The organism is Streptomyces sp. NPDC021019, from assembly GCF_044333295.1.
Lineage (GTDB): Bacteria > Actinomycetota > Actinomycetes > Streptomycetales > Streptomycetaceae > Streptomyces.
The window spans coordinates 433,453-455,953 of sequence record NZ_JBIRQR010000003.1 but is presented as its reverse complement, the minus strand read 5'-3'; the positions used below and the strand labels follow the sequence as shown (position 1 = coordinate 455,953).

Genomic DNA, 22,501 nt, shown 5'->3' with positions numbered 1-22,501 from the left:
GAGAGGAGCGGTGGGCATGAACCGGTTTGACGTCGTGGTGGTCGGGGGCGGTCACAACGGGCTGGTGACAGCCGCCTATCTGGGCCGGGCGGGACTGCGCGTCGCCGTGGTCGAATCCCGGCAGCGCCTGGGCGGGCCCTGCGGAGGATACGAGTTCCTGCCCGGCCGCAGCCTGGCCTTCACCAACTCGCCCGGGTCGCTGAACCCGGCGGTCGTCCATGAACTCCGGCTCGCCGACCACGGTCTCCGGTTCGTCCGGGCCGACCCGACCGTGGTCCAGCAGTTCGACGGCCGGTGCTTCCTGGGCTGGCGCGACCCCGCCCGCGTCGACCGGCAGCTCGACGCCTTCGCGCCGGGCGAGGCCGACCGCTACCGGGAGCTGATCAGCGGTCTGGAACGGCTCGGGGCGAGCCTTCGGGTGTCCCTCGACGGTCCCCCGCCCGCGCTCTCGGCCCTCCGGGAGCGGCTGACCGACCCGGAGGAGCACAAGCTCTTCACCGCCGTCTTCGAGGGCAGCCTCACCGGGCTGCTCGACGAGCGTCTCGTGTCGGACCAGGCCAAGGCGCTGCTCGCCCTGCTGGCGCTGAACGCCCAGCTCGTACCGCCCTCGACGCCCGGCAGCGCCGTCGGACTGATGATGCGCCCGTTCGCCCTGGCCGCGGCGGGCGCACCCCACTCCGGCGACGCGGCCGAGCGGGTCGCGCTCCGCGGCTCCACCGGTCTCCCGGTCGGGTCGATGAGCGCGATCGTGGACGCGCTGGAGGACTGCTGCCGCGCCCACGGCGTCACCCTGCGCACCGGTTCCCCGGTGGTGCGGATCCTGCACGGGGACGGCGGGGTCCGGGGCGTGGTCACCGCGTCCGGCGAGGAGTTCACCGCCGGCCGGGTGGTGTCGGCGGTCAACCCCGTCCACCTCTTCCGCGATCTGCTGGACGACGCGGCGATGGGGCCCGAGATCCGGGCGGAGGTCACGGGCACCGCGATGCGCGGATCGGCTTTCAAGGTCGTCCTGGAGGTGGACTCGCTGCCCGCCTACGCGGGGCTCCCGGAGGACGCGGATCCCGAGCGGGTGCGGGCCTGTCAGTTCCGGGTGGGCTCCTCGCTCGGACAGATCGAGGAGTCGATCTCCGGGGCGCTGCGGGGCCACGCCAGCGAACAGCCCCTGATGTGGGGGCTGATACCGACCCTCACGTCTCCCGGTCTCACCCCGGGGGGCACCCATCTCATCAGTGTCAACGCCTGGCACGCCCCCTACCGCCCGCACGACGGGCCCTGGGACGCCGAGCGCACGGAGCGCTTCGGCCGACGGTGCGTCGAGGAACTCTCGCGGCTGATGCCGGGACTCGCCGACCGCGTCGTCGATCACCGGTTCATGAACCCGGTCGAGATCGAGAGCGAACTGGGGCTCCTGGAAAGCAACATCACCCACGGGGACATGCTGCCGGGAAATCTCTTCGGAGCCCGCCCGCACCCCGAGGTCGCCGGCTACCGCACCCCGCTCCAGGGCTTCTACGTCAGTGGCGCCGGGACCTGGCCCGGCGGCTACATCACCGGAACACCCGGCAGGAACACGGCCGAAGCGGTGCTCCACGACCTCCACCACGAGCAAAGGCGACAAGCATGAGGCTTTCGCGCCGCGATGGGCCGCAGCGCCCACGCACAGGAACACTGCGCCGGGCGGCGGGCTGTCTGGCCGTCGTGGGCGTCCTGCTCACCGGCTGCAGCGCCAACCCGTCCTTCGGCCGAGACGAGCAGACCCTGATCATCGGCGCCGAGGGAGAGATCCCCACCCTGGATCCGCACCGCGCGTCCGGCACCCCGGTGCTCCGGGTCATCGACGCCCTCTTCGATCCGCTGATCCGCGAGGACCTCGGCACCGAGACGGCCCAGGCTCCCGAACTCCGGCCCGCGCTCGCCGAATCCTGGCAGGCGTCACCGGACGCTCGGACCTACACCCTCAAGCTCCGCGAGGGGGTCGCGTTCGCCGACGGCTCGCCCTTCGACGCCGCCGCCGTGAAAGCCAACTTCGACCGGATCATGGACGAGGACTCCGCCTTCCACGACCCGACGGCCGCCGGGAACATGAAGTTCCTGACCCGCTGGATCAAGAAGGTCGACGTCCGCGACCCGCACACGGTCGTCCTCGGACTCACCGAGCCGTACGCCGGGCTCCCCCGGGTGCTCACCGACCGCCGGATGTCGATCATCAGCCCCCAGGCGCTCCGCGCCCACCGGCCCGACGACATCGGCCTGCACCCCGTCGGCACCGGCCCCTTCACCCAGCAGTCCGCCGACCGCGGCAAGCGCATCACGCTGAAGCGGAACGCGGCCTACTGGGGCGGGTCCCCCAGGACGCCCTCCATCATCGTGGAGTCCGTCACCGACCCCACCACGCTCGCCATCGCCGCGCAGACCGGTGAGGTGGACGCGATCCTCAGTGCCGGGGCCCAGCAGGTCCAGCAGCTCGCCGACGGCGGCATTATGACCGTGCAGTACCCCGAGCCCGCCAACCAGTACTTCATCCGCCTCAACACCCGGATCGCCCCCACCGACAACGCCGTATTCCGGCGGGCGCTCAACCACGCCGTCGACCGCCGGGCGATCGCCACCCTTACCGGCCGGCAGGTCGCCCCGTCCACCGGGCCGTTGCCCCGGGGAAACGAGGCGTACCAGGAGAGCCCCGGGGCCGCCGCGGACTCCTACGACCCCGAAGAGGCCCGCCGGCTCATCCGTGAGAGCGGCGTGCCCACCCCCGTACGGCTGCGGATGCTCGCACCCGACAGCGGCCCCGGCTTCTCCCAGGCCACCGAGATCATGTCGCTCATCCAGCAGGACCTCAAAGCGGTCGGCGTCCGCCTGGACACCCAGTACATGGAGTTCGCCTCGCTCGTCGCCGAGGAGGGCAACGGCTACAACGACACCACCCACGGCTCGTTCAACGGATGGACCACCGGTGCCGACGCCGCCGACTTCCTGGAGCGGATGTTCAGCGGGGAGCTGCATCCCCCCGACGGGGTCAACCGCGGCTGGTACCGCGACCGGGACGTCGACGCCCTCTTCGACCGTGCCAGGGGCGAACCCGACCCGGACCGCCGCACGGCGCTCTACCGGGAGGCCGCCGACGGCATCGCGGCCGACGCCCCCTGGGTCTTCCTCTACCAGGACCGGCTGCCCCGCCTGCTGAGCCGGAAGGTCGACGGAGTCGTGCCCGCAGCGTCCGTCTACATCGACTACACCACCATCCGCCGCCGGTGAGGAGACCACAGCCATGAAGGCCACTGCGGCACCACCCCGCCCCGCCGACGTGCGGGCCGCGCCCCCTCGGCGGCGCACCCGCCTCCGCGCACTGCTGGGCTCCGGCAACGCCACCGCCCTCATCGGCGGCACCATCGTCGCCGCCACGATCCTCGTCGCGCTCCTCGCGCCCCTGATCGCCCCGGACGACCCGCTCGCCACCAACCCCTCGTCCATCGGGCTCGGCCCCTTCAACGGCGGCCACCTCCTCGGCACCGACGAGGTCGGCCGCGACATCCTCAGCCGGCTGATGTACGGCACCCGGCTCGCCCTGCTGGTCGCCGTGGTGCCGACCCTGGTGGCGCTCGCCATCGGCGGCTGCCTCGGACTGCTCTCCGGCTACGTCGGCGGCTGGCTCGACAGCACCCTGATGCGCGTCTTCGACGTGATGTTCTCCTTCCCCGGGATCCTGCTCGCCCTCGGCATCGGGGTCGCCCTCGGCCCCGGCATCACCTCGATGGTCATCGCCATGGTGGTGGTCACCGTCCCCGAGTTCGGCCGGATCGTCCGCGGCAACGTCATCGCCCTGCGCCAGGAGCAGTACGTGGAGGCCGCCGGCGCCCTCGGCTACAGCCATCTGCGCATCGCCCTCCGCCACATCACCCCGAACCTGCTCGGCGGCGTGGTCGTCTTCGCCACCCTCCAGACCGGCCGCAACGTCATCCTCAGCTCAAGCCTCGCCTTCCTGGGGCTGGGCGCACAGCCGCCCACCCCCGACTGGGGTCAGATGCTCAGCGGCGGGCGCGCACTGCTGGTGACCGCGCCGCACGTCGCCACCATCCCCGGCCTCGCGATCGTCGTACTCGCCGTCGGGTTCAACCTGCTCGGGGACGGCATCCGCGACCGTCTCGACCCGCGCAGCCGCAAGTCCCGGGCCGTGCGCGGCGGCGGACGCACCCCGCGGACCCGGTGGAGCCGGTCATGAACAGCCCTGGAGATTCGCCATGCTGACCTTCACGCTGCGCCGCGCGCTGCACATGCTCCCGGTCATCCTCGGGGTGACCATCGCCACCTTCGGCCTCGGCCAGATCATCCCCGGCGACCAGGCGAGCGCCCTGCTCGGCCCCACCGCCTCCGAGGCCGACCGTCAGGCGCTCCGCGAGGACCTCGGCCTGGACCAACCGGCCGTCTCCCGCTACTTCACCTACCTCGGCAGTCTGTTCAACGGCGATCTGGGCCGCTCGCTCTCCTTCGGCCGGCCGGTCTCCGAAGTCCTCTCCGACCGGCTGCTCAACACCCTGCTGCTGTCGGGCACCGCGATCCTCGTCGCGGCGGTCGTGGGCGTCGCCATCGGCACCTGGGCCGCGCAGAAGCCCGGCTCGCCCCGGGACCGGAGCCTCACCGTCGGCGTGCTGTTCTTCAACTCCGTACCGTCGTTCTGGTTCGGACTGGTGCTCATCATCGTCTTCTCGCTCCAGCTGAGGATGCTTCCCGCCACCGGGATGACCTCCATCGGCGGCGGCGGGGCTCTCGACGTGGCGGCCCACATGGTGCTGCCGGTGATCACCCTCGCCGCGTGGTCGCTGGCGGTCATCGCCCGGATGACCCGCTCCTCGGTGCTGGAGGTCATCGGCAACGACTACGTCCGAACCGCCCGCTCACGCGGTGTCGGTGAGTTCCGGGTGATCGTGCGCCATGTGCTCCCCAACGCCATGCCGTCCGTCATCACGGTGATCGGCCTCCAGGCGGGCTTCCTGCTCAGCGGCGCGGTGCTCACCGAGACGGTGTTCTCCTGGCCGGGCATCGGCCTCGCCCTCCACCAGGCCATCTCCGCCCGGGACATCCCCCTCGTGCAGGGCGGGATCCTCGTCATCGCCATCGCGTTCGTACTGATCAACTTCCTGGTCGACGTTCTCCAGGCGTACTTCAACCCGAAGATCAAACTGGCTTAGAGGGAGACGTCACCGTGACCGTACTGGAAGTCGAACACCTCAAGGTCGCCCACCGCGGCCAGAACCCGGGCGACGACGCCCCCCTGGAGACCGTGCGTGACGTCTCGTTCAGCGTCGCCGCCGGCGAATCGCTCGGCGTGGTCGGCGAGTCCGGCTGCGGCAAGAGCCAGACCATGCTGGCGGTCCTGCGGATGCTCGCCCCCGCCGGCGTCGAGATCTCCGGCCGGGTGACCTTCGACGGCAAGGACCTGACCGCGCTCACTCCCCGGCAGATGCGGACCGTCCGGGGCTCCGGCATCGGGCTCGTCTCCCAGGACGCGCTCTCCGCCCTCAACCCGGCCATGACCATCGGCGGGCAGATGGCCGAACCCCTCATCCACTACGACGGGTTCAGCCGGCGGGCGGCCGCCTCCCGGTGCGCCGAACTCCTGGACCTCGTCGGCCTCCCCGCCGCCCGCGAACGGCTCCGCAGCTATCCGCACGAGCTCTCCGGCGGCATGCGCCAGCGCGTTCTGATCGCCATGGCCATCAGCCGCGAACCCCAGGTCCTGATCGCCGACGAGCCCACGACCGCCCTCGACGTCACCATCCAGTCCCAGGTGCTCCAGCTCATCGACCGGCTCCGCAAGGACCTCCGGATGGCGCTCATCCTCATCACCCACGACCTCGGGGTCGTCGCCGGGGTCACCGACCGGATCGCGGTGATGTACGCGGGCCGGATCGTGGAGACGGCCTCCACCACCGCGCTCTTCGACCGCCCGAGCCACCCGTACACCAGGGCGCTGATGGAGTCCATCCCCCGCATGGACCGTGAACGGGGCGAGCGGCTGCCCGCCATCCCCGGTTTCCCGCCCGACCCCGCCGCACCGCCGCCCGGCTGCGCCTTCCGGCCCCGGTGCTCCGCCGCCCGCGCGACCTGCGAGGACGCGGTCCCCGAACTCCTCCCCCTCACCTCCACCGCCCCCGGCCACCTTGTCCGCTGCCCCTACACCGCACCGGTCCTCGTCGGGGCGGACCACCGAGAGGAGCGCGCATGAACGCCGCCGACGCCCTGCCCCCCGCCACCGCCGAACCACCCACAGCCGATACCGACACCGACGCCGTCGCCGTCACCGATCTCCGCGTCCACTTCCCTCTCCGTTCCGGGGTGCTGCGCCGGGTCACCGGCACCGCACACGCCGTGGACGGGGTCTCCTTCACCGTGCCCGCCCGCAGCATCGTCACCATCGTCGGCGAGAGCGGCAGCGGGAAGACCACCACGGGTCGCGCCCTGGTCGGCCTCTCACCCGTCACCTCGGGCCGGGTCAGCATCCACGGCCGGCCCCTGGAGGAGATACGCCGCGCGGGGGCGCTGCCCCGGCTCGCCCAGATCGTCTACCAGGACCCGTACGCCAGCCTCAACCCGCGGATGACCGTCAGGGCGATGATCCGCGAGGTCATCACCGTTCACCGGACGACGCCCCGCGAGAAGACCGGGGAGCGGGTCGAGGAGCTCCTCGCGCAGGTCGGCCTCCGTACGGAGCTGGCCGACCGCTATCCCCATGAGCTCTCCGGCGGCCAGCGCCAGCGCGCGGCGATCGCCCGCGCCCTGGCGGTCGAGCCCCGCTTCATCGTCTGCGACGAGATCGTCTCCGCGCTGGATGTCAGCATCCAGGGCCAGATCGTCAATCTCCTCAAGGACCTCCGCCGCGAACAGGACGTCAGTTTCCTGTTCATCTCCCACGACATGAGCGTGGTGCGGCACATCTCGGACCACGTCATCGTCATGTACGGCGGTCTGATCATGGAGAGCGGCCCCTGCGACGAGGTGTTCTCCGCGCCCCGCCACCCCTACACGCACGCGCTGCTGGCTGCCGTTCCCGTGCCCGACCCCCGCGCCCCCGGCCTCCGCGGCCAGATCCGCACCCGGGCGGAACCCCCGGACCCGGCCGCTCCGCTGGCCGGCTGCCGCTTCCAGCGCTCCTGCCCGTTCGCCACCGAGGTCTGCCGCGAAGGCGCGCCGCCCCCGACCGTCGCCGCCGGGGCCACCGGACACACGCTGGCCTGCCATCACGCCGACGCCTCCGAGGTACGGGCCGCGCTGTCCCGGAACAGCCCGCCCCCTGAAGGCCCGGCCTCGGAAACCTCTCCCTCGGAAAGGACCACCGCCCCATGAAGACCCCCGACCTCACCTCCGAGAACGCTCCCGGCGGTCCGCCGGCGATGGAGGACTACACCTCCCACACGGGCGGGGCGCGGCGCGCGCCGGCCGGCACCGCGGTGCCGCTGACCGACCCGGCGACCGGGGAGGTCTGGGCCCGCGCGTACCAGGACCCGGACGCCGTGGACGCCGCCGTCGAGGCCGCCCGCAGCGCCTTCCTCGCCCCGTCCTGGGGCGCGCTTCCCGCGCACGCCCGCGCCGACCTGCTGCACCGCCTCGGCGATGTGCTGGTCGCGCACACCGAGGAACTCGCGGTACTGGAGACCCGGGCGAACGGGAAACCCCTCGCCGCCACCCGGGGCGAGGTCGGCGCGCTGGCCCGTTGGTACCGGTACTTCGCGGCCGTGGCGGAGACCATGGAGGACGTCTCCCGTCCGCTCAGCGGCACGGCGAGGGCGCTCATCACCCAGGAACCGCTGGGCGTCGTCGCCGCGCTCACCCCCTTCAACGGCGCGCTCTCCCTGGGCACCTGGAAACTCGCCCCGGCGCTGGCCGCCGGCAACACCGTGATCCTCAAGCCGCCGCCGCACGCCCCGGCCTCCTCGGTGCGGCTGGCCGAACTGGCCCTGGAGGCGGGGTTCCCGCCCGGGGTGATCGGCGTCGTCATCGGCGGCGCCGATGAGGGCCGCCGCCTCACCGACCACCCCGACGTCGCCATGGTCACCTTCACCGGCAGCACCGCCGTCGCCCGGACCCTCGGGGCGCGCGCGGCCGAGCGGATGAAGCGCTACGTCTGCGAGGCCGGCGGCAAGTCCGCGCACATCGTCTTCGCCGACGGAGACCTCGACGCGGCCGTCGTCGCGGCCCGGCAGGGCGCCTTCTCCGCGGCCGGCCAGACCTGTGTCGCGGGCTCCCGCGTCCTCGTCCAGCGCGAAGTGTACGAGGAGTTCCTCCGCAGGTACGGGGAAGCGGTCGGGCGGCTGCGGGTCGGCGACCCCCGTGATCCGCGTACCCACGTCGGGCCGGTGGCGTCGGCAGCGGCTCTGGAGCGGATCGAGGGGTATGTGGACGACGCCCTCGCGAAGGGCGCGCGAGCCGTCACCGGCGGGAAGCGGGCCACCGTCGCCGCGCCGGGCGAGGCGGGCTTCTGGTACGAGCCGACCGTGCTGGCCGACGCCACGCCCGACCTCGCGGTCTGCCGGGAGGAGGTCTTCGGCCCGGTCGTCACGGTGCACCCCTTCGACACCGAGGAGGAAGCGGTCGCGCTCGCCAACTCCGTCGAGTACGGCCTGGCCGCGGGCTTCTGGACCCGCGACGCGGCGCGCGCGCACCGGGTGGCCCGACGGCTGGAGGCGGGCGTGGTCTGGGTGAACACCTACCGACTGCTGCACTGGAGCGTGCCGTTCGGCGGCTACAAACAGTCCGGCCTGGGCCGGGAGAACGGCGTCGAAGCCGTCGCCGAGTTCCTCCAGACCAAGTCCGTCATCACCGAACACGGCACCCCGGCCGACCCGTTCGGCGACTGACCGACACCCCCTGCCCCTCCCCCGCCGGCCTGTCGGCCTGCTCGCCTTCGGAATCTCTCGACCCCAGGAACAGGACGCGTCCCATGGAATTTCTCGTCAACATCCGGATCACCTGGCCCGAAGCCATGGACCCCGACCTCAAGGCGAAGGTCTCCGACGACGAGCGCCGCCGCGCCGCCGAACTCGCCGCGTCCGGGACCCTGGTCCGCATGTGGCGGGTGCCGGGCCGGACCGAGAACTGGGGACTGTGGCGTGCCGCGGACCCCACCGAACTCCACGCCATCATCTCGTCGCTGCCGGTCTGGCCCTGGATGGACGTCACCGTGCACGCCCTGGCCGGTCACCCGGTCGACCCCGGACCGAAGGCCTGAAGGTGTGCCCGGGCGCCCGGAAATGGCACATCAGGACCCATCCGGCAGAATCAGGGTCCACGCGCAGGCCGACCGCCGGCACAGGCCGCGCGTCGACGCCGCCCGGGCGCGCGGCGCGTAAGTCGGCGGCCTTCACCGAAGCGGGGGCCGGACGGTGCCCGAGCCGGTCACCCGCGACGGACCTCAAGGGGGGTCCGGTCCGGTGCTGCCGTGCCGTCCGGTAAACCTTGCGGCCACTGGGACGGGGGTTCTGGCCGGTCGGGCTCGGCCAGGAGAGCCCTTTGAGCGTGCTCGCCGCCTCGCCACCGCTGTTCGAGGAGCCCGGTCCAGTCGTCGGCCTCCGGCCACCGGGGTACGACGAGGGCCAGGCGGCCACGCGCTCTCGCCCACGGCGGAGACCGCTGGTCGCCGTGGGCGCCCGGCGACGGCGCGGCCCGCGCCGCCCGTTTCCTGGCCGATGATGCGTCCGGGCAAGGGGCTTTGTCATGCGCACCACGGTGATCATTCCGGCAGCCGGACGGCACCCGCTCCTGACACACCAGCATCTGGGCCTCGCGGCCGGTGCACACATCCCTGATCAGTACGTGGTCGTCGCAATGGATGATCCGGAAGTCAGCAGGGTGGTGGGCGGCCGGGAGCCTGTCGCGACGGTCGTCGACTGCCCTGCGGCGAACGGGCATCTGCCCCTGGCCCGCGCGGTCGGCGTACCGCTCACCCGGGTGGGCGGCGCCCCGGCCTGCCATCAGTACCACCCCGTCTCCGACCCTCCGGTGGCGCACCCGCACGACATTGCGCGCGACGCGGAGACCTTCCACCGCCGTCGGGGCTGGTGGCCGATGGCCGACTGGCTGGAGGCGGTCGCCGAGCGCGGGCTCGCCCACGGGGACCCGGCCCCCGGCCGCTGGTCCCCCGGCCCGCGACCCGAACGGCCCGGAACCCGAACACCCTCACGACAACGCGTCCCCGTCTGCTCAGCGGTGACGACCGGGGGTGATGACGGAACTCAGTCCGAACTCATGGTGGGCATCGACGATGCCGAATGCGACCGTGGGGTCGATCGGGAGTTCGCAGACGATCGGCTCGATGCCGTCGTAGTCGACGACCTTCCACCGGTCGCCGTCGTCGTCGACCAGGTCCCCGGTCAGGTCGTAGACATCGCCCGTGGCCGGATTGGTCCAGCGGGCCGGGACTTCGTCGGCGTACCGCCCTGGTGGGGTGGGTCCGATCCGCCGGTGTTCCTCCAGGTCCCACACCCGCACATGCTGCCCGTAGACCGCGGCGAGCACGGTCGGGCGGCCGTGCAGAGTGCCGCATGCCAGCGACGATATGAAGGTGTCGCGGCCGTCGAAGAGCGGTGGTCCGACGGGCCGGCCGGTGAGAGGGTCCCACAACCGCACGTCCTTTCCGCCGGTGACCGCGACCGGGCGTCCGCCGACGGCGGTGAGCGCGACCGCCCGAACCTCGCCGCCGAGGTCCTCCAGCGGGCGGGAGGTGGGTGGGGACGCCTCCAGGTCCCACAGGAGCACGGTGTCCCTGTCGCTGGAGATGGCGACAGACCGTCCTTCGACCCGGCCCAGGGCGACGCTGCGCACGGCCTTGGTGTGACCGGAGAGCGGTCGCCCGATCGGTTGGCGCTTCCGAAGGTCCCACACCCCCACGGTCGTGTCGTCCCCCGCGGTGAGGGCGATCGGGGTGCCGTGGCGGGTTCCGCAGGCCACAGTCCAGATCATCGACGTGTGGCCGGTCAGGGGGGCGCCCACCTGTTCGCCGGCGAGCAGGTCCACGATCCTGACGGTCTTGTCGTATCCGCCCGTGACTGCCACCACCCGCCCGTCCACGCGGGTACAGGCCACGTCCCTGAGTCCGCGCCCGGAGTCCATGTCCGGCGGGAAGTACGGCAGGGTCACATGACGGATCAGCCGACGGTCGTCCAGGTCCCACACCCGTAGGTCGCTGCCCACCACGACCGCGACGGACCGCTCCTCCAGGAACGCGTGGGTGACGCTGGTGAAGGGGCGGGCGCCCTCCACAGTGATCGGGGTGCCGGCCTCCTGATGGTCCGCCATGTCCCACACGCGGAGCGAGGAATGGTCGCCTCCGCACGTGAGCGCTACGGGTCGCCCGGCCGCCACACCGCAGGCCACCACACCGACCCCGGCATCGGACAGAGGTGGCACGATCTGCGGACCGAAAGGCATCGGCAACGGACGTGCAGGGCGTCGGTGCTGCTGAGGGTGCGACATCGACATCTCCTCTCCCTCTCCCTAGCTGTGGGAACCGGTGGCTGCTGACTCCCCAGGAGGAGCATGGCCCGCCCGGCCCGTCAGGCCCAACTGTGCCTGAGCGCACGCGCGGTCGGGTACTCAACGCCGGAACATCCGGCGGACTGTCCCCGGATGCGAGCCCCGGCAGCTTCCGACGGTCATAACGGGCAACCCAACGCCTGCCCCGGCATCACGGTCGCCGACCCGGGTCAGACGGACCGCGGGTTCACTTCGGTGGGCGAGGGCCGTGCGCGCTCGTCCGACGATAGGCTGGCCGAATGGGTGATTCTGCGCCGTCGTGGGACGCGTTGGTTGGGCAGGTCGCCGAGGTTTCTCGGCGACTCTCCGAGCTTGAGGAGCGAGTGCAGAGCGCCACGCCTGAGCAAGGTGCCGAAGACGCGTCGACTGAAGCTTACTGGGCATTGCCGGAACTTCGGGAGCGCTTGCAGGAAGCAGCACGAGGGGGAGTGATCTTTGCCGGGTCTGTGGTCGGTCTGGACGGTGGGCTTGTGGAGTGGGAACGGTCCGAAGCCACGGAGTCGGTGTTGAGATCTGACTGGTCCGAGGCGGCCGCCACGCTGGGAGCTTTGGGGCACCCCGTGCGGTTGCGCCTGATCCAGGCCCTGGCCGAAGGACGGACTGCGGTCACCGAACTTGTGGAGTTGGAGGGGCTCGGTACGACCGGGCAGATCTACCACCATCTACGCCAACTCGTCTCCGCCGGCTGGCTGGAGACCACCGGACGTGGGCGATACCAGATCCCTCCGTCCCGGCTCGTTCCGCTGCTGGTCGTGGTCACCGGAGCTCGCCGCTGACTGGGTCGTTCTGCCCCGGACCCGATCGGCCGCCACTTCACCGCCCACGAGACGAACGCGAGGTACGTCGGCGACTTCACCTGCTCTCCGCCGGAGAGCGGGTAGTTCCTCTGCCTGGCCACCGTCATCGGCCTCGCCTCACGGCATCTGACCGGCTGGCCGATCGCGCATCCCCTGCGCACCGATCTCGTCATCGACGCCCTCACCGCCTGCGGCCGCCCTTTCGTGACGGTGCCGCAGCTCCCGGTCCCGGCAGGGCCGGGCGAGGTCTGCCGCTGAGGCACCCGGCCCCGCCGCTGCCGTCCTCCCGGCGCCCCTCATGGGACGCTCCGTTCCGCCGCGAGTCCGCCGCCCACCAGGTCCAGCCCTTGCCGGAGCCGCCGGAAGTAGGTGGCGCGGCTGATGTGGAGCTGCTGGGCGAGCCGCTGATGGGTCCGCGGCCGTCCGAGGTAGTAGTGCTGGAGAATCCACCCGGCCTCGGCCTCCTCGCGCACCTCGCTGTCCGCCAGCCGTCGCACCGCCTCCCACAGGTCCGCGCGCAGTTCCGCCACCGTCCGGGGGCGCGGCGAGGAGAGCAGCGGGCTCTCGGCCAGCCGGGCAGGGTCGGCGATGACGGCGAGGGCACGGGCAACCTCCTGGCCGGTCGGACGCGGACCGCCGCGCGCCCCCGAGGTGCGGGCGAGCCGCTCCGTCCAGTCGGGCAGCGCGGCGGAACCGAAGTCCTGGCTGAAGATCTCGGGCTTGCGCCCGCAGCGGTAGACGTCGTCGGTGGTGGTGCCGTGACGCTGGAAGCGCAGCCCGCGCAGCAGCCGCTGGTAGTCCGGGTTCGGGGTGGACACCGTCAGCAGCAGGCCGCCCGTGATGACCTGGCGCAGCAGGCCGCGCAGCAGGTGCGCATGGGCGCCCCGGTCGGGGCAGTAGGCCGCGCCGAGCAGCCATCCCCCGGCGCCGCGCGGGCGGCCGAGCAGCCGGTCCGTGTGCTGCTGGAGCAGAGGTTCCACACAGCTCATGGTGCGTTCGGTGACCTGCTGGGTGTTCGTCAGGCCGATGATACGGTCGCCGCCGTCCCGGACCAACTGGAAGCTGGCGGGGTCGTCGACGAGCCAGCGTTCCACCAGACGGTCGGTCCAGCGCACGTCCAGCCCACCCTGCCGGGCCCACTGGCGCATCAGGGTGCCGATGGTCTCGGCGTCGTCCGAGGTAGCGGTGTGGATCACGTCCCGGGTCACGCTGATGGGGAACATGGTCTCGCGGACGGCGTCGTCATCGGCCAGCGCGATGATCCCCTCGGTGAGACGGCTACGGCGGTCGGCGGCGGGTTCGTCGGCCAGCAGCTTCTTGCGGTGGGCCAGCGCGCGGGCCCACGCGCCGCGGTGGGCGGCGGGCCGACGCCAGCGATGGGCCAGTTCGATCACCCCGCGGAAGGGCTCGGTGAGGGCCAACCCGAGTTCGGTGGGGACGACCGGGCTGAGCCCCGCCAGGGTGTCGAACAGGCCCGGGTCGGCGTCGAGCAGTTCCTCGTCCGCCGACCACACGGTGGCCAGCCGGACCAGGGCGTGCTGCCACGGCCCGGCGGGCCGCTCCCGGGAGAGCCGCTCCACGATCTCCCGGGCGGCGCCGTCGGCCACCGCCCCGGCCGCGGTCGGCGGCGCACCCGCGTGGACGGCCCGGCAGGCCGCTTCGGCGATCAGCGGGTTGCCCGCGGCGAGCCGGACGATCAGTTCCCGGCACCGCGCGTCGGACACCCGCGCATCCGCCGTCAGACGCCCGATCCGCGCGTCCGGCCACGGGCCGGTCTCCACGACCGCGACCCCCGTGTCGGCCCATCCCGGCCGGGCCAGCAGGGAGCGCCTGCTGATCACGAGGACGGGCCGGCCGCTGCCGGGCGGGCGCAGCCGCAGCGGCTCCAGCGCGGCCAGGGCGCGGTCGTCGTCGGCGCTGTCCACGACCAGCGGAGCCGGGGTGTCCTCGGCGAGCGCGGTCGGCAGCCGCTCCAGGGCGCCGGGCCGGTCGAGGTCAAGGAGGGAGACGGGCCCGAGTCCGGCGACTAACCGGGACTTTCCGCTGCCGAGCGGGCCGGTGAGATTGGCCAGATCACGGCTTGCCACCACCTCCCGCAGGGAGTTCGGCGTGGCTCGTACCGGCGCTGCGGCTGCGGGTGCCTCGGACATCGGACCTCCAGGATCACTTCGGTGCACGGCCCCCTGTCATAGCGATCGGAGACCGTTCATTCAAGTGGTCACGCATCCGGAACTTCCCTGGTACCAGCGGCGCGTGAGACTTCGCTGAGACCTCACGTCGCGTCTCCCCGGGCAGACTTGGGCTCCGTCGTCCCGCCGGACATGTTCAAGGGAAGGGCCATGGGGACCCATACGATGTCGCCACTCGGTCTGAGCAGCACCGAAGAAGCGGTGTACCGGTTTTTCCTGCGGAATCCGGGCGCCGCCGTCCGTGACGCGCGCACCGCCGCGCCGATGGACGGGGAGGGCGTGCACCGGGCCGCGGAGCGGCTGCGCGACCGGGGGCTGTTGCACGGGAGCGAGGCGCGGACCTGGGCCACGGACCCGGGGGTCGTGGTGGCGCGGCTGGCGGAGGAGCAGTTGGACGCCGCCTACCGGACGTTGCGCCGCCTCGCAGACCCACGGCCGATCCTGCGCTCCCTGTGGCGGGACGTGCCCGCCCCCTCCTCCGCGGGCGGCGGGGGCGTCTACGCGGGTTCCGCGATCGCCCTGGACCGCCTGGAGGACCTGGGGCAGGCCCTCGCCCGGATCGACCGGGCGGCCTTCCACGCCGACGCCGAGATCCTGGCGGCGGTGCCCGACCGGGCCCTGGTACCGCTGGGCACGGCCCACACTCTCTCACTCGGCCTGCGCTGCCTGCGGCGCGGCGTCCGGATGCGGACCCTGGTGGGGAGCGATGCTCCGACGCCCCCGACCGGCGCGGACCAGCTCCGGCGGCTGCGCTCCCACGGCGCGGAGGTCAGGGTCGCGGAGGGGCTCTCGGAACTGGTGCTGGTCTACGACCGGCGCACCGCGCTGGTCCCCGTCGACGCGCACGACATCGAGCGGGGCGTGCTGTGCATCGAGGAGAGCGGCCCGGTGAGCAGTCTCGTCTCCCTCTTCGAGAGGTTGTGGGCGGCGGCGACGGACCTCACCGACCGTCCGGCGTCGAAGCCGGGCACCGACAGCCCCACCGGGACCCAGCGCGCGGTGCTGCTCCTCATGTGCACCGCCACCAAGGACGAGTCGGGCGCGCGGGCGGCGGGCATGTCGCTGCGCACCTACCGGCGCCATGTCTCCGATCTGCTGGCCCTGCTGGGCGCGTGCAGCAGGGCCCAGGCGGCGCTGCTGGCCCGCGAACGCGGCTGGGTGTGACCCCGGGCCCGCGGACCCGGGGCCGGGGTGGCGCCGACCGGCCCGGCCCGGGTCGTCATGCGCCCGGGGTTCCCGCGCCGACCGGGCCGAGCACGGGCAGCGGCCATCCGAACTCGCGGCGCAGCGCTGACCGGGCCGCGAGAAGGCCGCACATGCCGTGCACCCCGGGTCCGGGCGGGGTGGCCGCCGAGCAGAGGTAGACGCCGGGCAGCGGGGTCCGGTAGGGGTCCCACCGGGGGACGGGCCGGAACACGGTCTGCCGCAGGTCGATCGCCCCGGTCGCGATGTCGCCGCCTACGTAGTTGGGGTTGTAGGCGGCGTAGTCCCGCCCGGACACCCCGCGTTGGGCGACGATGGAGTCGGTGAAGCCCGGCGCGTACCGCTCGATGGCCGCGCGGATCACGGGCAGCGGGTCGCACTCGCTGCCGTGCGGCAGATGGGCGTACGCCCACACCGGGCGGCGCCCGGACACCTCGCGCCCCGGGTCGGTCACGGCCGGGTCGACGACCAGCACGAACGGTGAACCCCCGTCCCGCCCGCGGGCGTTGGCGGTCTCCTGGCGGAAGACCTCGGCTGCCGTGCCGCCCAGGTGCACGGTGCCCGCGCGACCGGTCTCCGGGGCCGACCAGGGGATCGGTCCGGAGACCAGGAAGTCCGCCTTGCCCGCGGCCGGGCCGTACCGGTACCGGGACAGCCACCGGGTGTAGCCGGACGGCAGGGCGCCCCCGGCGAGGCCGGGCAGCGCGGTCGGTGCGATGTCCAGCAGAACGGCCCGCGCCCCCGCCAGTTCCCGCAGGTCGGTGATCTTCCGTCCGGTATGCAGTTCCCCTCCGTGCGCCCGGATGTCGTCGGCCATGGCCTCGGCGATGCTCGGGCTGCCGCCGCGCGGCAGCGGCCAGCCGGGGCCATGGGCCAACTGGGCCAGCAGCAGCCCGACCCCGGCGCCGGGCAGTGAGGGCAGCGGGCCGACGACGTGCGCGGCGGCCCCGGCGAGCAGTGCGGGCGCCGCCTCGCCGCGGAAGGTGCGGGAACCGAGCCGGGTCCCGTGGAGCAGGACCCGGCTCAGTACAGCGGGCGCGGCGCGCAGCCCGCGCCGGCTGCGCAGATCGGACAGCAGCAGGTCGACCATGGCGTCGCTGTGTGTCAGCAGCGGTTCCATCAGCCGCCGCCAGCGCGGCCCGTCCGGGCCGAGGCCCGCGCAGGTGGCGTCCAGGTCGTGGTGGGCGAGGGCCACCCGGTCGCCGTCCAGCGGATGGGCGTAGCTGACGTCGGACCGCAGCATCCGCACGCCCCGTCCCGCGAGGTCGAACTCCCGGAAGAACGGCGAGGCCACCGCCAAGGGGTGGACGGCCGCGCAGATGTCGTGCACCACCTCGGAGTCGAACAGCGCGGCGCCACGCAGTCCCCCGCCGATCGTGTCGGCGGCCTCGTACACGGCCACCCGCAGGCCGGCGCGGGCCAGGGTGACCGCGGCGGCCAGCCCGTTCGGCCCGCTGCCCACGACCGCCGCGTCCACTGTGCTCACCGGACGGCTCCCGCGTCCGGCAGGGCGGCCGGGACCGGCTCGGGCACCGGAGAGGAGCCCGGCACCGCGCCCCGGGCCCCGCCCGGTACGGGGTCCGGTGCGGGGCGTCCGCCGAGGGCGCCGTCGGCGAACTGGGTGGCGGCCAGCCGCCGGTAGAGGGCGTCGTTGCCGAGGAGTTCGGTGTGCGTGCCCACGGCGCGCACCCGGCCCTCGTCCAGGACCACGATCCGGTCGGCCTCGGCCACCGTGGAGATCCGGTGGGCGATGGCGACGACGGCGCACCGCCCGGAGATGCCGCGCAGGCTGTCGCGCAGCGCCGCCTCGGCGTCGGAGTCCAGGTGCGCGGTGGCCTCGTCGAGCAGCATCACGTCGGGCTTTTGGAGCAACGCCCGTGCCACGCAGAGCCGTTGCCGCTGGCCGCCGGAGAGTCCGGTGCCCTGGTCGCCGAGGAGGGTTTCGAGGCCGTCCGGCAGCTCCGCCACCACCTCGGTGAGGCCGGCGAGTTCGACGGCCTCGGCGATCTCCGCCTCGGTGGCGTCGGGCGCGGCGTACACGATGTTCTCGCGGAGGGTTCCGCGCATCGCGGCGTTGTCCTGCTGGACGTAGCCGACCCGGCCGCGGATCTCGGCGGACGGGAGGTGGGCGATGTCCCTGCCGTCGAGGAGGATCGCGCCGCCCCGGGGCCGGTAGAAGCGCTCGATGAGCTGGAAGACGGTGGTCTTGCCCGCGCCGGAGGCACCCACCACGGCGGTGAGCCCCTGGGCGGGGACGGTGAACGACACACCTTCCAGCACCTGCCGGTCGCCATAGCCGAAGAAGACGTCGCGGAACTCCACTGCGGGGTGACCGCCCTGCGGGGCCGGACGGCTGGCCGAGTCGCCGGCAAGGGCGGCGGTCCGGCCGTCGGCCGGGTCCGCGGTGCCGGTCGGGTGCTCGTCCTCCTGCGGCAGGGTGTCGAGTTCGTCCACGCGCTGGACGGCCGCCCGGCCCTGGAGGTAGGTGCCGATCGAGAGGAACACCAGGACCAGCGGCGACACCAGGTAGAACAGGTACATCGTGAAGGCCGAGAAGTCGGCCAGGCTGATGGAGCCGGCGACCACACGGGCCATGCCGAGGCCCATCACGGCGGCGAGCGACGCCTGGAGACCGACATTCAGCGCGGGTGTGAACATGGCGTTCAGCACGGTGACCCGGTTGCCGGAGACGCGGGCGCGGTCGGCGGACTCCGCCAGGCGGTCCTGCTCGCGGCCCTCGGCGTTGGCGGCCTTCACCGTCGTCAGGGCGGCGAGCGCGCGCTGCAGGTCGGCACCAAAGTCTCCGATGTCCTCCCGGTTGGCCAGGGCGGCCCGGCGCAGCGCGCGGGCCAGCCACACCGACCCGGACCCGGCGATCCCGAGGCATCCGACGGCGACCAGAAGCAGCCAGATATCGGTGAACGCCATCATCACGACGGCGCCGACCACGATCAGCCCGTTGAGGACGATCTGGGCGAGGCTCTGGGTGAGCGCGATCTTCATCAGGGAGGTGTCGCCGACCAGCCGGGTGTGCAGGTCGCCCTGGCGCCAGGTGTCGAGGTGCGCGCGGTCGGCCCGGAGCACCTTGCCCGAGAGCAGGACCCGGGCGTCGCGGACGATGTTCTCCCCCGCCCTGCCGATGAGACAGCCCTGGGCGGCGGAGAGCGCGGCGTCCAGCAGGAACAGCACGACCAGCGCTACGACGACCCCGACCACCGGGCGGTGGTCCCCGGCGGCCCTGATCAGGTCGGCCAGCAGCACCGGCTGCGCCAGGGTGCACACCACGCCCAGCAGTCCGAGGGCCGTGCCCCCGAGCAGCAGCCGCCACTGCCCGCGCGTCAGGTTCCGCACGGCGCCGCCGGCCGCCGCCGCGGTGGCCGTCATGACCGCTCCTCACCGGAGGCGGGGCGGCGGTAGCGGCTGATGTGGACGCCGCTCCCCTCGGGCAGGAACGGGCCGCCCGCCCAGTCGCCCTGCCGGGACACCAGGACGAGACCGGCGTCGGCGGCGTAGGAGTCGACGTCCTCGGCGGTGGTGAGCCGGGTGATCTCGGTGCCGATGCTTACCCGGCCGCCCTCGTGCACCAGGTGCGAGGCGTGCCAGAGCCCGCCGGGGATCAGGGTGGAGTAGGTCTGCACGCCGGTGCCCGGTTCGTCGTAGGGGATGAAGAAGGAGGTGCGGGCGCGCCCCTCGTGCAGGGCGGTCACGAAGCCGGGGTTGTGGGTCTCCACGACGAGGGTGCCGCCGGGTGCCAGGTGCCGGGCCGCGCGAGCGACGGCCGTCCGCTGCTCCGCCGGGTCGCAGATCAGTGAGAGAGTGGCGCAGACGCAGTAGACCAACCCGTACCGGGAGTCGTCGGCGTAGGTGCGGATGTCGCCGTGCACCGGGGTGACCGGCGCGCCGGTGGCGTCGACGGTTTCGCACAGCCGCCGGAGCATCTCCGGCGAGGAGTCCACACCCACGACCTCGCCGGAGAGCCGGGCAAGCGGGACGGCGACGCGTCCGGTGCCCACGCCGAGTTCGAGGGTGCCGCCGCCGGGGTGCCAGGAGGCGAGGACCCCGGCGGTGCGTTCGGCGGAGCCGTCGTGGGGCAGCAGGCGGTCGTAGAAGTCGGCGAACACCCTTCCGTAGCCGATGTCCTGGACCTCGGGGGCGGTGGCCACGGAGGTCCAGGAGGGGGCGGCGGTGCTCATACGGTCTCGCTTTCTCGCGCCGGTGCGGCGGTCTCGCGCATCGGTGTGTAGGGGGAGAGGAAGATGATCTCGGGCTCCTCGGCCTCGTCGTAGCCCGAGTCCTGGACCAGGGCGAACTGGAAGCCCTTGACGTCCGGCGTGCCGGACCGCTCGATCTCCTCGCGGAAGAAGTTGCGCAGGATACGGAAGGAGGGCAGGGTCACGGCCACCTCGAACCCGCGGTCGAGGACGCGCAGGATCTCGCTGCCCAGGTCGTACACCGCCTTCTCGCTGCGCCGTTCGGGGAACCAGACGAACTGGCGGGCGCGGCGGCCCTGGATGACCTCCAGCGCGGACCAGTCGGAGGTCTCGCCCGCCTCGTCGAGGGTGCGGTAGTAGAACTGGAAGTCGTGCTGGGCAGGAGTCGGGGCGAAGAAGCGCCAGTTGGGGAAGATGCTGGCGAGCGGGTCGAGCCGCTGGACCCGGTCGAAGGACGGGTGCGGGTGCTGGCAGCAGATGGCGCCGAGGAAGATGACGCCGGCCGCGAGGCGGACCTTGCCGTCTGTGCCGCCGAAGGCGCGGGTCAACAGCGAGCCCGTGGCGCGCGGGAGACGGGGGCTGCTCATCGGTTCTCCTCCTCAGGCGCGGCGGTCCGGCCGGCCGGCTCCGTCCCGGTCAGGAATCCGGGCCGGGCCCCCGGTTTCCGCCCGGCGGTGTCGGCCAGGAAGGCCAGCAGGTGGCGGAGCGTCTCGGCGGCGTACTGGGGGTCCGTGAGGATGCCGTCGTGGTCGGCGCCCTCGATGACGACGCTTCGGACGGTCCGGTCCCCGCTGTGGGCATCGGCGAGGTCCTTGTGCATCAGCAGGTGGTCGGGATCGCGGTCCACGGTCTGCTGGGCGGAGAGCACCAGGGCGTGGGTGTCCAGGGCGGCGAGTGGCCCGGTGAAGGAGGGGAAGTCCTGCTCGACGGCCTTCCATTCGCGCCCCGCGGCGGTCCACACGCGGGAGTCCGCGAATTCCATCCTGACCTTGTCCCGCACCTCTTCGGGCAGGTCGGCGACCGGCTCGGGCGCCCGCATCAGCGCCCCGAACCCCAGCCGCAGGCTGATGGCCATGGTGCGCAGGCCCTCCCCGATCCGCGGCGCGGTCGCGCCCTGCTGCGCCGACCGGGTGAGCTGGCCGGGGTGCGAACTGTCCACGTAGACGACGGAGTTCACCCGGGAGCCCAGCCTGACCGCCGCGCGGCGGGAGATCTCGCCGCCCAGGGAGTGGCCCATCAGCACCACCTGGCGCCCCTCGGGGACCGCCGCGTTGATCAGGTCCACCAGGTCGTCGACCGACTCCTCCAGCGTGTACTCTCCGTCCGCGCGGCGCCGGCTGGGGCCGTAACCGGCCCTGCTGTACATCAGCCACTGCCGGTCCCCGCCGCGGAGGGCGCGGACGATCCAGGCGAAGTACGCGGGGCAGGCGCCCAGTCCGTGGACGAAGACCACCACCGGGTTCGCACTCCGGCCGGTGAGGGTGCTCTGCACGCTCAGTTCGTTGCCGTGCCGCGTGGTGACGACGGAGCCGCCGTGCGGGGTGTCGGTGACGCGCAGCCGCCGGGCCACCGCGACCGCCCCCAGTACGGCCGCGCCGCCCGCCGCCAGCAGGGCCACCGTGGCCGGCATGGTGTCGTCGCGGCCCGCCACCGCGGGGTGGCTGCGCGGCGTGCTGGTGTAGGCGACCATCGGGTGCATCGCGGCGAAGGCCGGGAGGAACCTGCCGAGGCCCATGACGTAGCCGTTGGCCATGTGGAAGAGGACGGCGCCGCCCAGCACCGGGCGGGTCAGCCGGCCGCCCTTCAGATAGACCACCGGGAACAGGCACTCCAGGGCCAGCACACCGTAGACGGCGGCGCGGCTCGAGCGCGGGTAGCGATGGGTCAGCTTCCAGATCCCCTCGTGCCCGTACGTCCTGGTCCGCATCACCCCCGCCAGAGCGGCCCCCGACCGCCAGTCGGGACCCAGCAGCTTGACCCAGCCGGAGATCAGGTAGGACAGGTTCCCCTGGAGCGCCACGTACCAGATCAGGGCGTCCTGGGTGCGGGACGAGGGGGCGAGTCTCGCCAGCCCGGTCATGGTCTGCACCATGGTGGACGCCTGGTCGGAGCCGTCGGTGCCGTAGCGCTCGGCCGGGTAGAGCAACGCCCCGCTGACGCCGAGGTAGAGGGTGGCGGCCCCGCGCCACCGGCCGTTGCCGGGCAGCATGAGGGCCGCGCTCGCGGCCACCCGCCCGGCGTGCAGCGCCCGGTTGGTCCGCTCGTCGGAGGCCAGGTCCAGCAGCTTGCGGAAGGGCCTGCCGTAACGGGCGTACGCGTCGCGGGAGATGGCCCATTCGTTCAGCCGGCTCGACCGGTGCTCCCGGCGGCGCACGAGGTGCTCGATGCTGGACAGCAGGGACGTCGCCGCCGCCAGCCGCTCGGAGGCGCCCATGGCTTGCTCGCGGGAGAGGGGGGCGGGGCCTTGCAGGGCGGACAGGACCCCGCGCAGCGTCGGCCGCTGTCTGCGGGGTCCACTCGGTCGGGTGGGGCGTGAGGGCATGGACGGGCCTTCCGTGCTGGGGACGAACGAGGC

Annotated in this window: 17 protein-coding genes; 10 read left to right on the top strand and 7 right to left on the bottom strand. The window is 73.0% G+C overall.

Annotated features, from left to right (window positions below; genetic code table 11):
• The first annotated feature begins 16 nt into the window (after window positions 1–16).
• The 8 genes from ACH4RG_RS19490 (at window position 17) to ACH4RG_RS19455 (ending at window position 9,223) form a co-directional block, all read left to right on the top strand.
• Window positions 17–1,624: a phytoene desaturase family protein gene (locus tag ACH4RG_RS19490; protein WP_397917614.1), complete on the top strand. Its 1,608-nt coding sequence runs from the start codon at window positions 17–19 to the stop codon at window positions 1,622–1,624.
• Window positions 1,621–3,255 (top strand): ABC transporter substrate-binding protein, encoded by a 1,635-nt coding sequence (locus ACH4RG_RS19485; protein ID WP_397917613.1) that lies wholly within the window; start codon window positions 1,621–1,623, stop codon window positions 3,253–3,255. The genes ACH4RG_RS19490 and ACH4RG_RS19485 overlap by 4 nt, the downstream gene beginning before the upstream one ends.
• 13 nt (window positions 3,256–3,268) lie before the next feature.
• A complete protein-coding gene (locus ACH4RG_RS19480; RefSeq protein ID WP_397917612.1) occupies window positions 3,269–4,219 on the top strand; it encodes an ABC transporter permease in 951 nt (316 codons plus the stop codon).
• A 19-nt stretch (window positions 4,220–4,238) separates the two neighbouring features.
• Window positions 4,239–5,186 carry an ABC transporter permease gene (locus ACH4RG_RS19475; protein WP_397917611.1) on the top strand — a complete coding sequence of 316 codons (948 nt, stop codon included), beginning with the start codon at window positions 4,239–4,241 and terminating at the stop codon, window positions 5,184–5,186.
• 14 nt (window positions 5,187–5,200) lie between these two features.
• Window positions 5,201–6,223 carry an ABC transporter ATP-binding protein gene (locus tag ACH4RG_RS19470; RefSeq protein ID WP_397917610.1) on the top strand — a complete coding sequence of 341 codons (1,023 nt, stop codon included), beginning with the start codon at window positions 5,201–5,203 and terminating at the stop codon, window positions 6,221–6,223.
• Window positions 6,220–7,341 (top strand): ABC transporter ATP-binding protein, encoded by a 1,122-nt coding sequence (locus tag ACH4RG_RS19465; RefSeq protein WP_398539884.1) that lies wholly within the window; start codon window positions 6,220–6,222, stop codon window positions 7,339–7,341. Before ACH4RG_RS19470 ends, ACH4RG_RS19465 begins: the two co-directional genes overlap by 4 nt.
• Complete coding sequence (locus ACH4RG_RS19460; RefSeq protein ID WP_397927179.1) at window positions 7,338–8,852, top strand: aldehyde dehydrogenase; 1,515 nt, start codon at window positions 7,338–7,340, stop codon at window positions 8,850–8,852. The genes ACH4RG_RS19465 and ACH4RG_RS19460 overlap by 4 nt, the downstream gene beginning before the upstream one ends.
• 83 nt (window positions 8,853–8,935) lie before the next feature.
• Window positions 8,936–9,223, top strand: a complete 288-nt coding sequence (locus tag ACH4RG_RS19455; RefSeq protein ID WP_397917607.1) for a muconolactone Delta-isomerase — start codon at window positions 8,936–8,938, stop codon at window positions 9,221–9,223.
• A 971-nt stretch (window positions 9,224–10,194) separates the two neighbouring features.
• On the opposite strand, the gene ACH4RG_RS19450 is transcribed toward ACH4RG_RS19455, so the two are convergent.
• Window positions 10,195–11,289 (bottom strand): hypothetical protein, encoded by a 1,095-nt coding sequence (locus ACH4RG_RS19450; protein ID WP_398539883.1) that lies wholly within the window; start codon window positions 11,287–11,289, stop codon window positions 10,195–10,197.
• Between the two features lie 743 nt (window positions 11,290–12,032).
• Between ACH4RG_RS19450 and ACH4RG_RS19445 the strand changes: the two genes are divergently transcribed.
• Window positions 12,033–12,302, top strand: coding sequence for an ArsR/SmtB family transcription factor (locus ACH4RG_RS19445; RefSeq protein WP_397927177.1), 270 nt, complete (start codon window positions 12,033–12,035; stop codon window positions 12,300–12,302).
• Between the two features lie 317 nt (window positions 12,303–12,619).
• Here ACH4RG_RS19445 and ACH4RG_RS19440 read toward each other — a convergent pair whose 3' ends face one another.
• The gene (locus ACH4RG_RS19440) at window positions 12,620–14,473 is read right to left on the bottom strand and encodes a hypothetical protein (RefSeq protein WP_398539882.1); all 1,854 of its coding nucleotides are present in this window, start codon (window positions 14,471–14,473) and stop codon (window positions 12,620–12,622) included.
• A gap of 189 nt (window positions 14,474–14,662) precedes the next feature.
• Between ACH4RG_RS19440 and ACH4RG_RS19435 the strand changes: the two genes are divergently transcribed.
• Window positions 14,663–15,676 carry a LuxR family transcriptional regulator gene (locus tag ACH4RG_RS19435; RefSeq protein ID WP_398539881.1) on the top strand — a complete coding sequence of 338 codons (1,014 nt, stop codon included), beginning with the start codon at window positions 14,663–14,665 and terminating at the stop codon, window positions 15,674–15,676.
• Window positions 15,677–15,731: 55 nt separating this feature from the next.
• On the opposite strand, the gene ACH4RG_RS19430 is transcribed toward ACH4RG_RS19435, so the two are convergent.
• From ACH4RG_RS19430 to ACH4RG_RS19410, 5 genes are read right to left on the bottom strand one after another with little or no spacing between them, the layout of a single operon-like run.
• Entirely contained in the window at window positions 15,732–17,201 is a 1,470-nt protein-coding gene (locus ACH4RG_RS19430) for a phytoene desaturase family protein (RefSeq protein WP_398539880.1), read from the bottom strand.
• Window positions 17,198–19,099, bottom strand: coding sequence for an ABC transporter ATP-binding protein (locus tag ACH4RG_RS19425; protein ID WP_397927176.1), 1,902 nt, complete (start codon window positions 19,097–19,099; stop codon window positions 17,198–17,200). The genes ACH4RG_RS19430 and ACH4RG_RS19425 overlap by 4 nt, the downstream gene beginning before the upstream one ends.
• Window positions 19,096–19,908, bottom strand: coding sequence for a class I SAM-dependent methyltransferase (locus ACH4RG_RS19420; protein ID WP_397927175.1), 813 nt, complete (start codon window positions 19,906–19,908; stop codon window positions 19,096–19,098). Before ACH4RG_RS19420 ends, ACH4RG_RS19425 begins: the two co-directional genes overlap by 4 nt.
• A complete protein-coding gene (locus tag ACH4RG_RS19415) occupies window positions 19,905–20,513 on the bottom strand; it encodes a hypothetical protein (RefSeq protein ID WP_397917599.1) in 609 nt (202 codons plus the stop codon). The genes ACH4RG_RS19420 and ACH4RG_RS19415 overlap by 4 nt, the downstream gene beginning before the upstream one ends.
• On the bottom strand, window positions 20,510–22,360 hold the full coding sequence (locus tag ACH4RG_RS19410; RefSeq protein ID WP_397927432.1) for an alpha/beta fold hydrolase: 1,851 nt from the start codon (window positions 22,358–22,360) through the stop codon (window positions 20,510–20,512). The genes ACH4RG_RS19415 and ACH4RG_RS19410 overlap by 4 nt, the downstream gene beginning before the upstream one ends.
• Window positions 22,361–22,501: the final 141 nt, after the last annotated feature.

What these genes read in the sequence shown, in the direction of transcription:
- ACH4RG_RS19410 (WP_397927432.1), bottom strand. Translation starts at nt 22,360, where the DNA reads ATGGGCGCCTCCGAGCGGCTGGCGGCGGCGACGTCCCTGCTGTCCAGC.
- ACH4RG_RS19490 (WP_397917614.1), top strand. Translation starts at nt 17, where the DNA reads ATGAACCGGTTTGACGTCGTGGTGGTCGGGGGCGGTCACAACGGGCTG.
- ACH4RG_RS19480 (WP_397917612.1), top strand. Translation starts at nt 3,269, where the DNA reads ATGAAGGCCACTGCGGCACCACCCCGCCCCGCCGACGTGCGGGCCGCG.
- ACH4RG_RS19425 (WP_397927176.1), bottom strand. Translation starts at nt 19,099, where the DNA reads ATGACGGCCACCGCGGCGGCGGCCGGCGGCGCCGTGCGGAACCTGACG.
- ACH4RG_RS19450 (WP_398539883.1), bottom strand. Translation starts at nt 11,289, where the DNA reads ATGGCGGACCATCAGGAGGCCGGCACCCCGATCACTGTGGAGGGCGCC.
- ACH4RG_RS19460 (WP_397927179.1), top strand. Translation starts at nt 7,338, where the DNA reads ATGAAGACCCCCGACCTCACCTCCGAGAACGCTCCCGGCGGTCCGCCG.
- ACH4RG_RS19420 (WP_397927175.1), bottom strand. Translation starts at nt 19,908, where the DNA reads ATGAGCACCGCCGCCCCCTCCTGGACCTCCGTGGCCACCGCCCCCGAG.
- ACH4RG_RS19440 (WP_398539882.1), bottom strand. Translation starts at nt 14,473, where the DNA reads ATGTCCGAGGCACCCGCAGCCGCAGCGCCGGTACGAGCCACGCCGAAC.
- ACH4RG_RS19475 (WP_397917611.1), top strand. Translation starts at nt 4,239, where the DNA reads ATGCTGACCTTCACGCTGCGCCGCGCGCTGCACATGCTCCCGGTCATC.
- ACH4RG_RS19485 (WP_397917613.1), top strand. Translation starts at nt 1,621, where the DNA reads ATGAGGCTTTCGCGCCGCGATGGGCCGCAGCGCCCACGCACAGGAACA.
- ACH4RG_RS19435 (WP_398539881.1), top strand. Translation starts at nt 14,663, where the DNA reads ATGGGGACCCATACGATGTCGCCACTCGGTCTGAGCAGCACCGAAGAA.
- ACH4RG_RS19415 (WP_397917599.1), bottom strand. Translation starts at nt 20,513, where the DNA reads ATGAGCAGCCCCCGTCTCCCGCGCGCCACGGGCTCGCTGTTGACCCGC.
- ACH4RG_RS19465 (WP_398539884.1), top strand. Translation starts at nt 6,220, where the DNA reads ATGAACGCCGCCGACGCCCTGCCCCCCGCCACCGCCGAACCACCCACA.
- ACH4RG_RS19455 (WP_397917607.1), top strand. Translation starts at nt 8,936, where the DNA reads ATGGAATTTCTCGTCAACATCCGGATCACCTGGCCCGAAGCCATGGAC.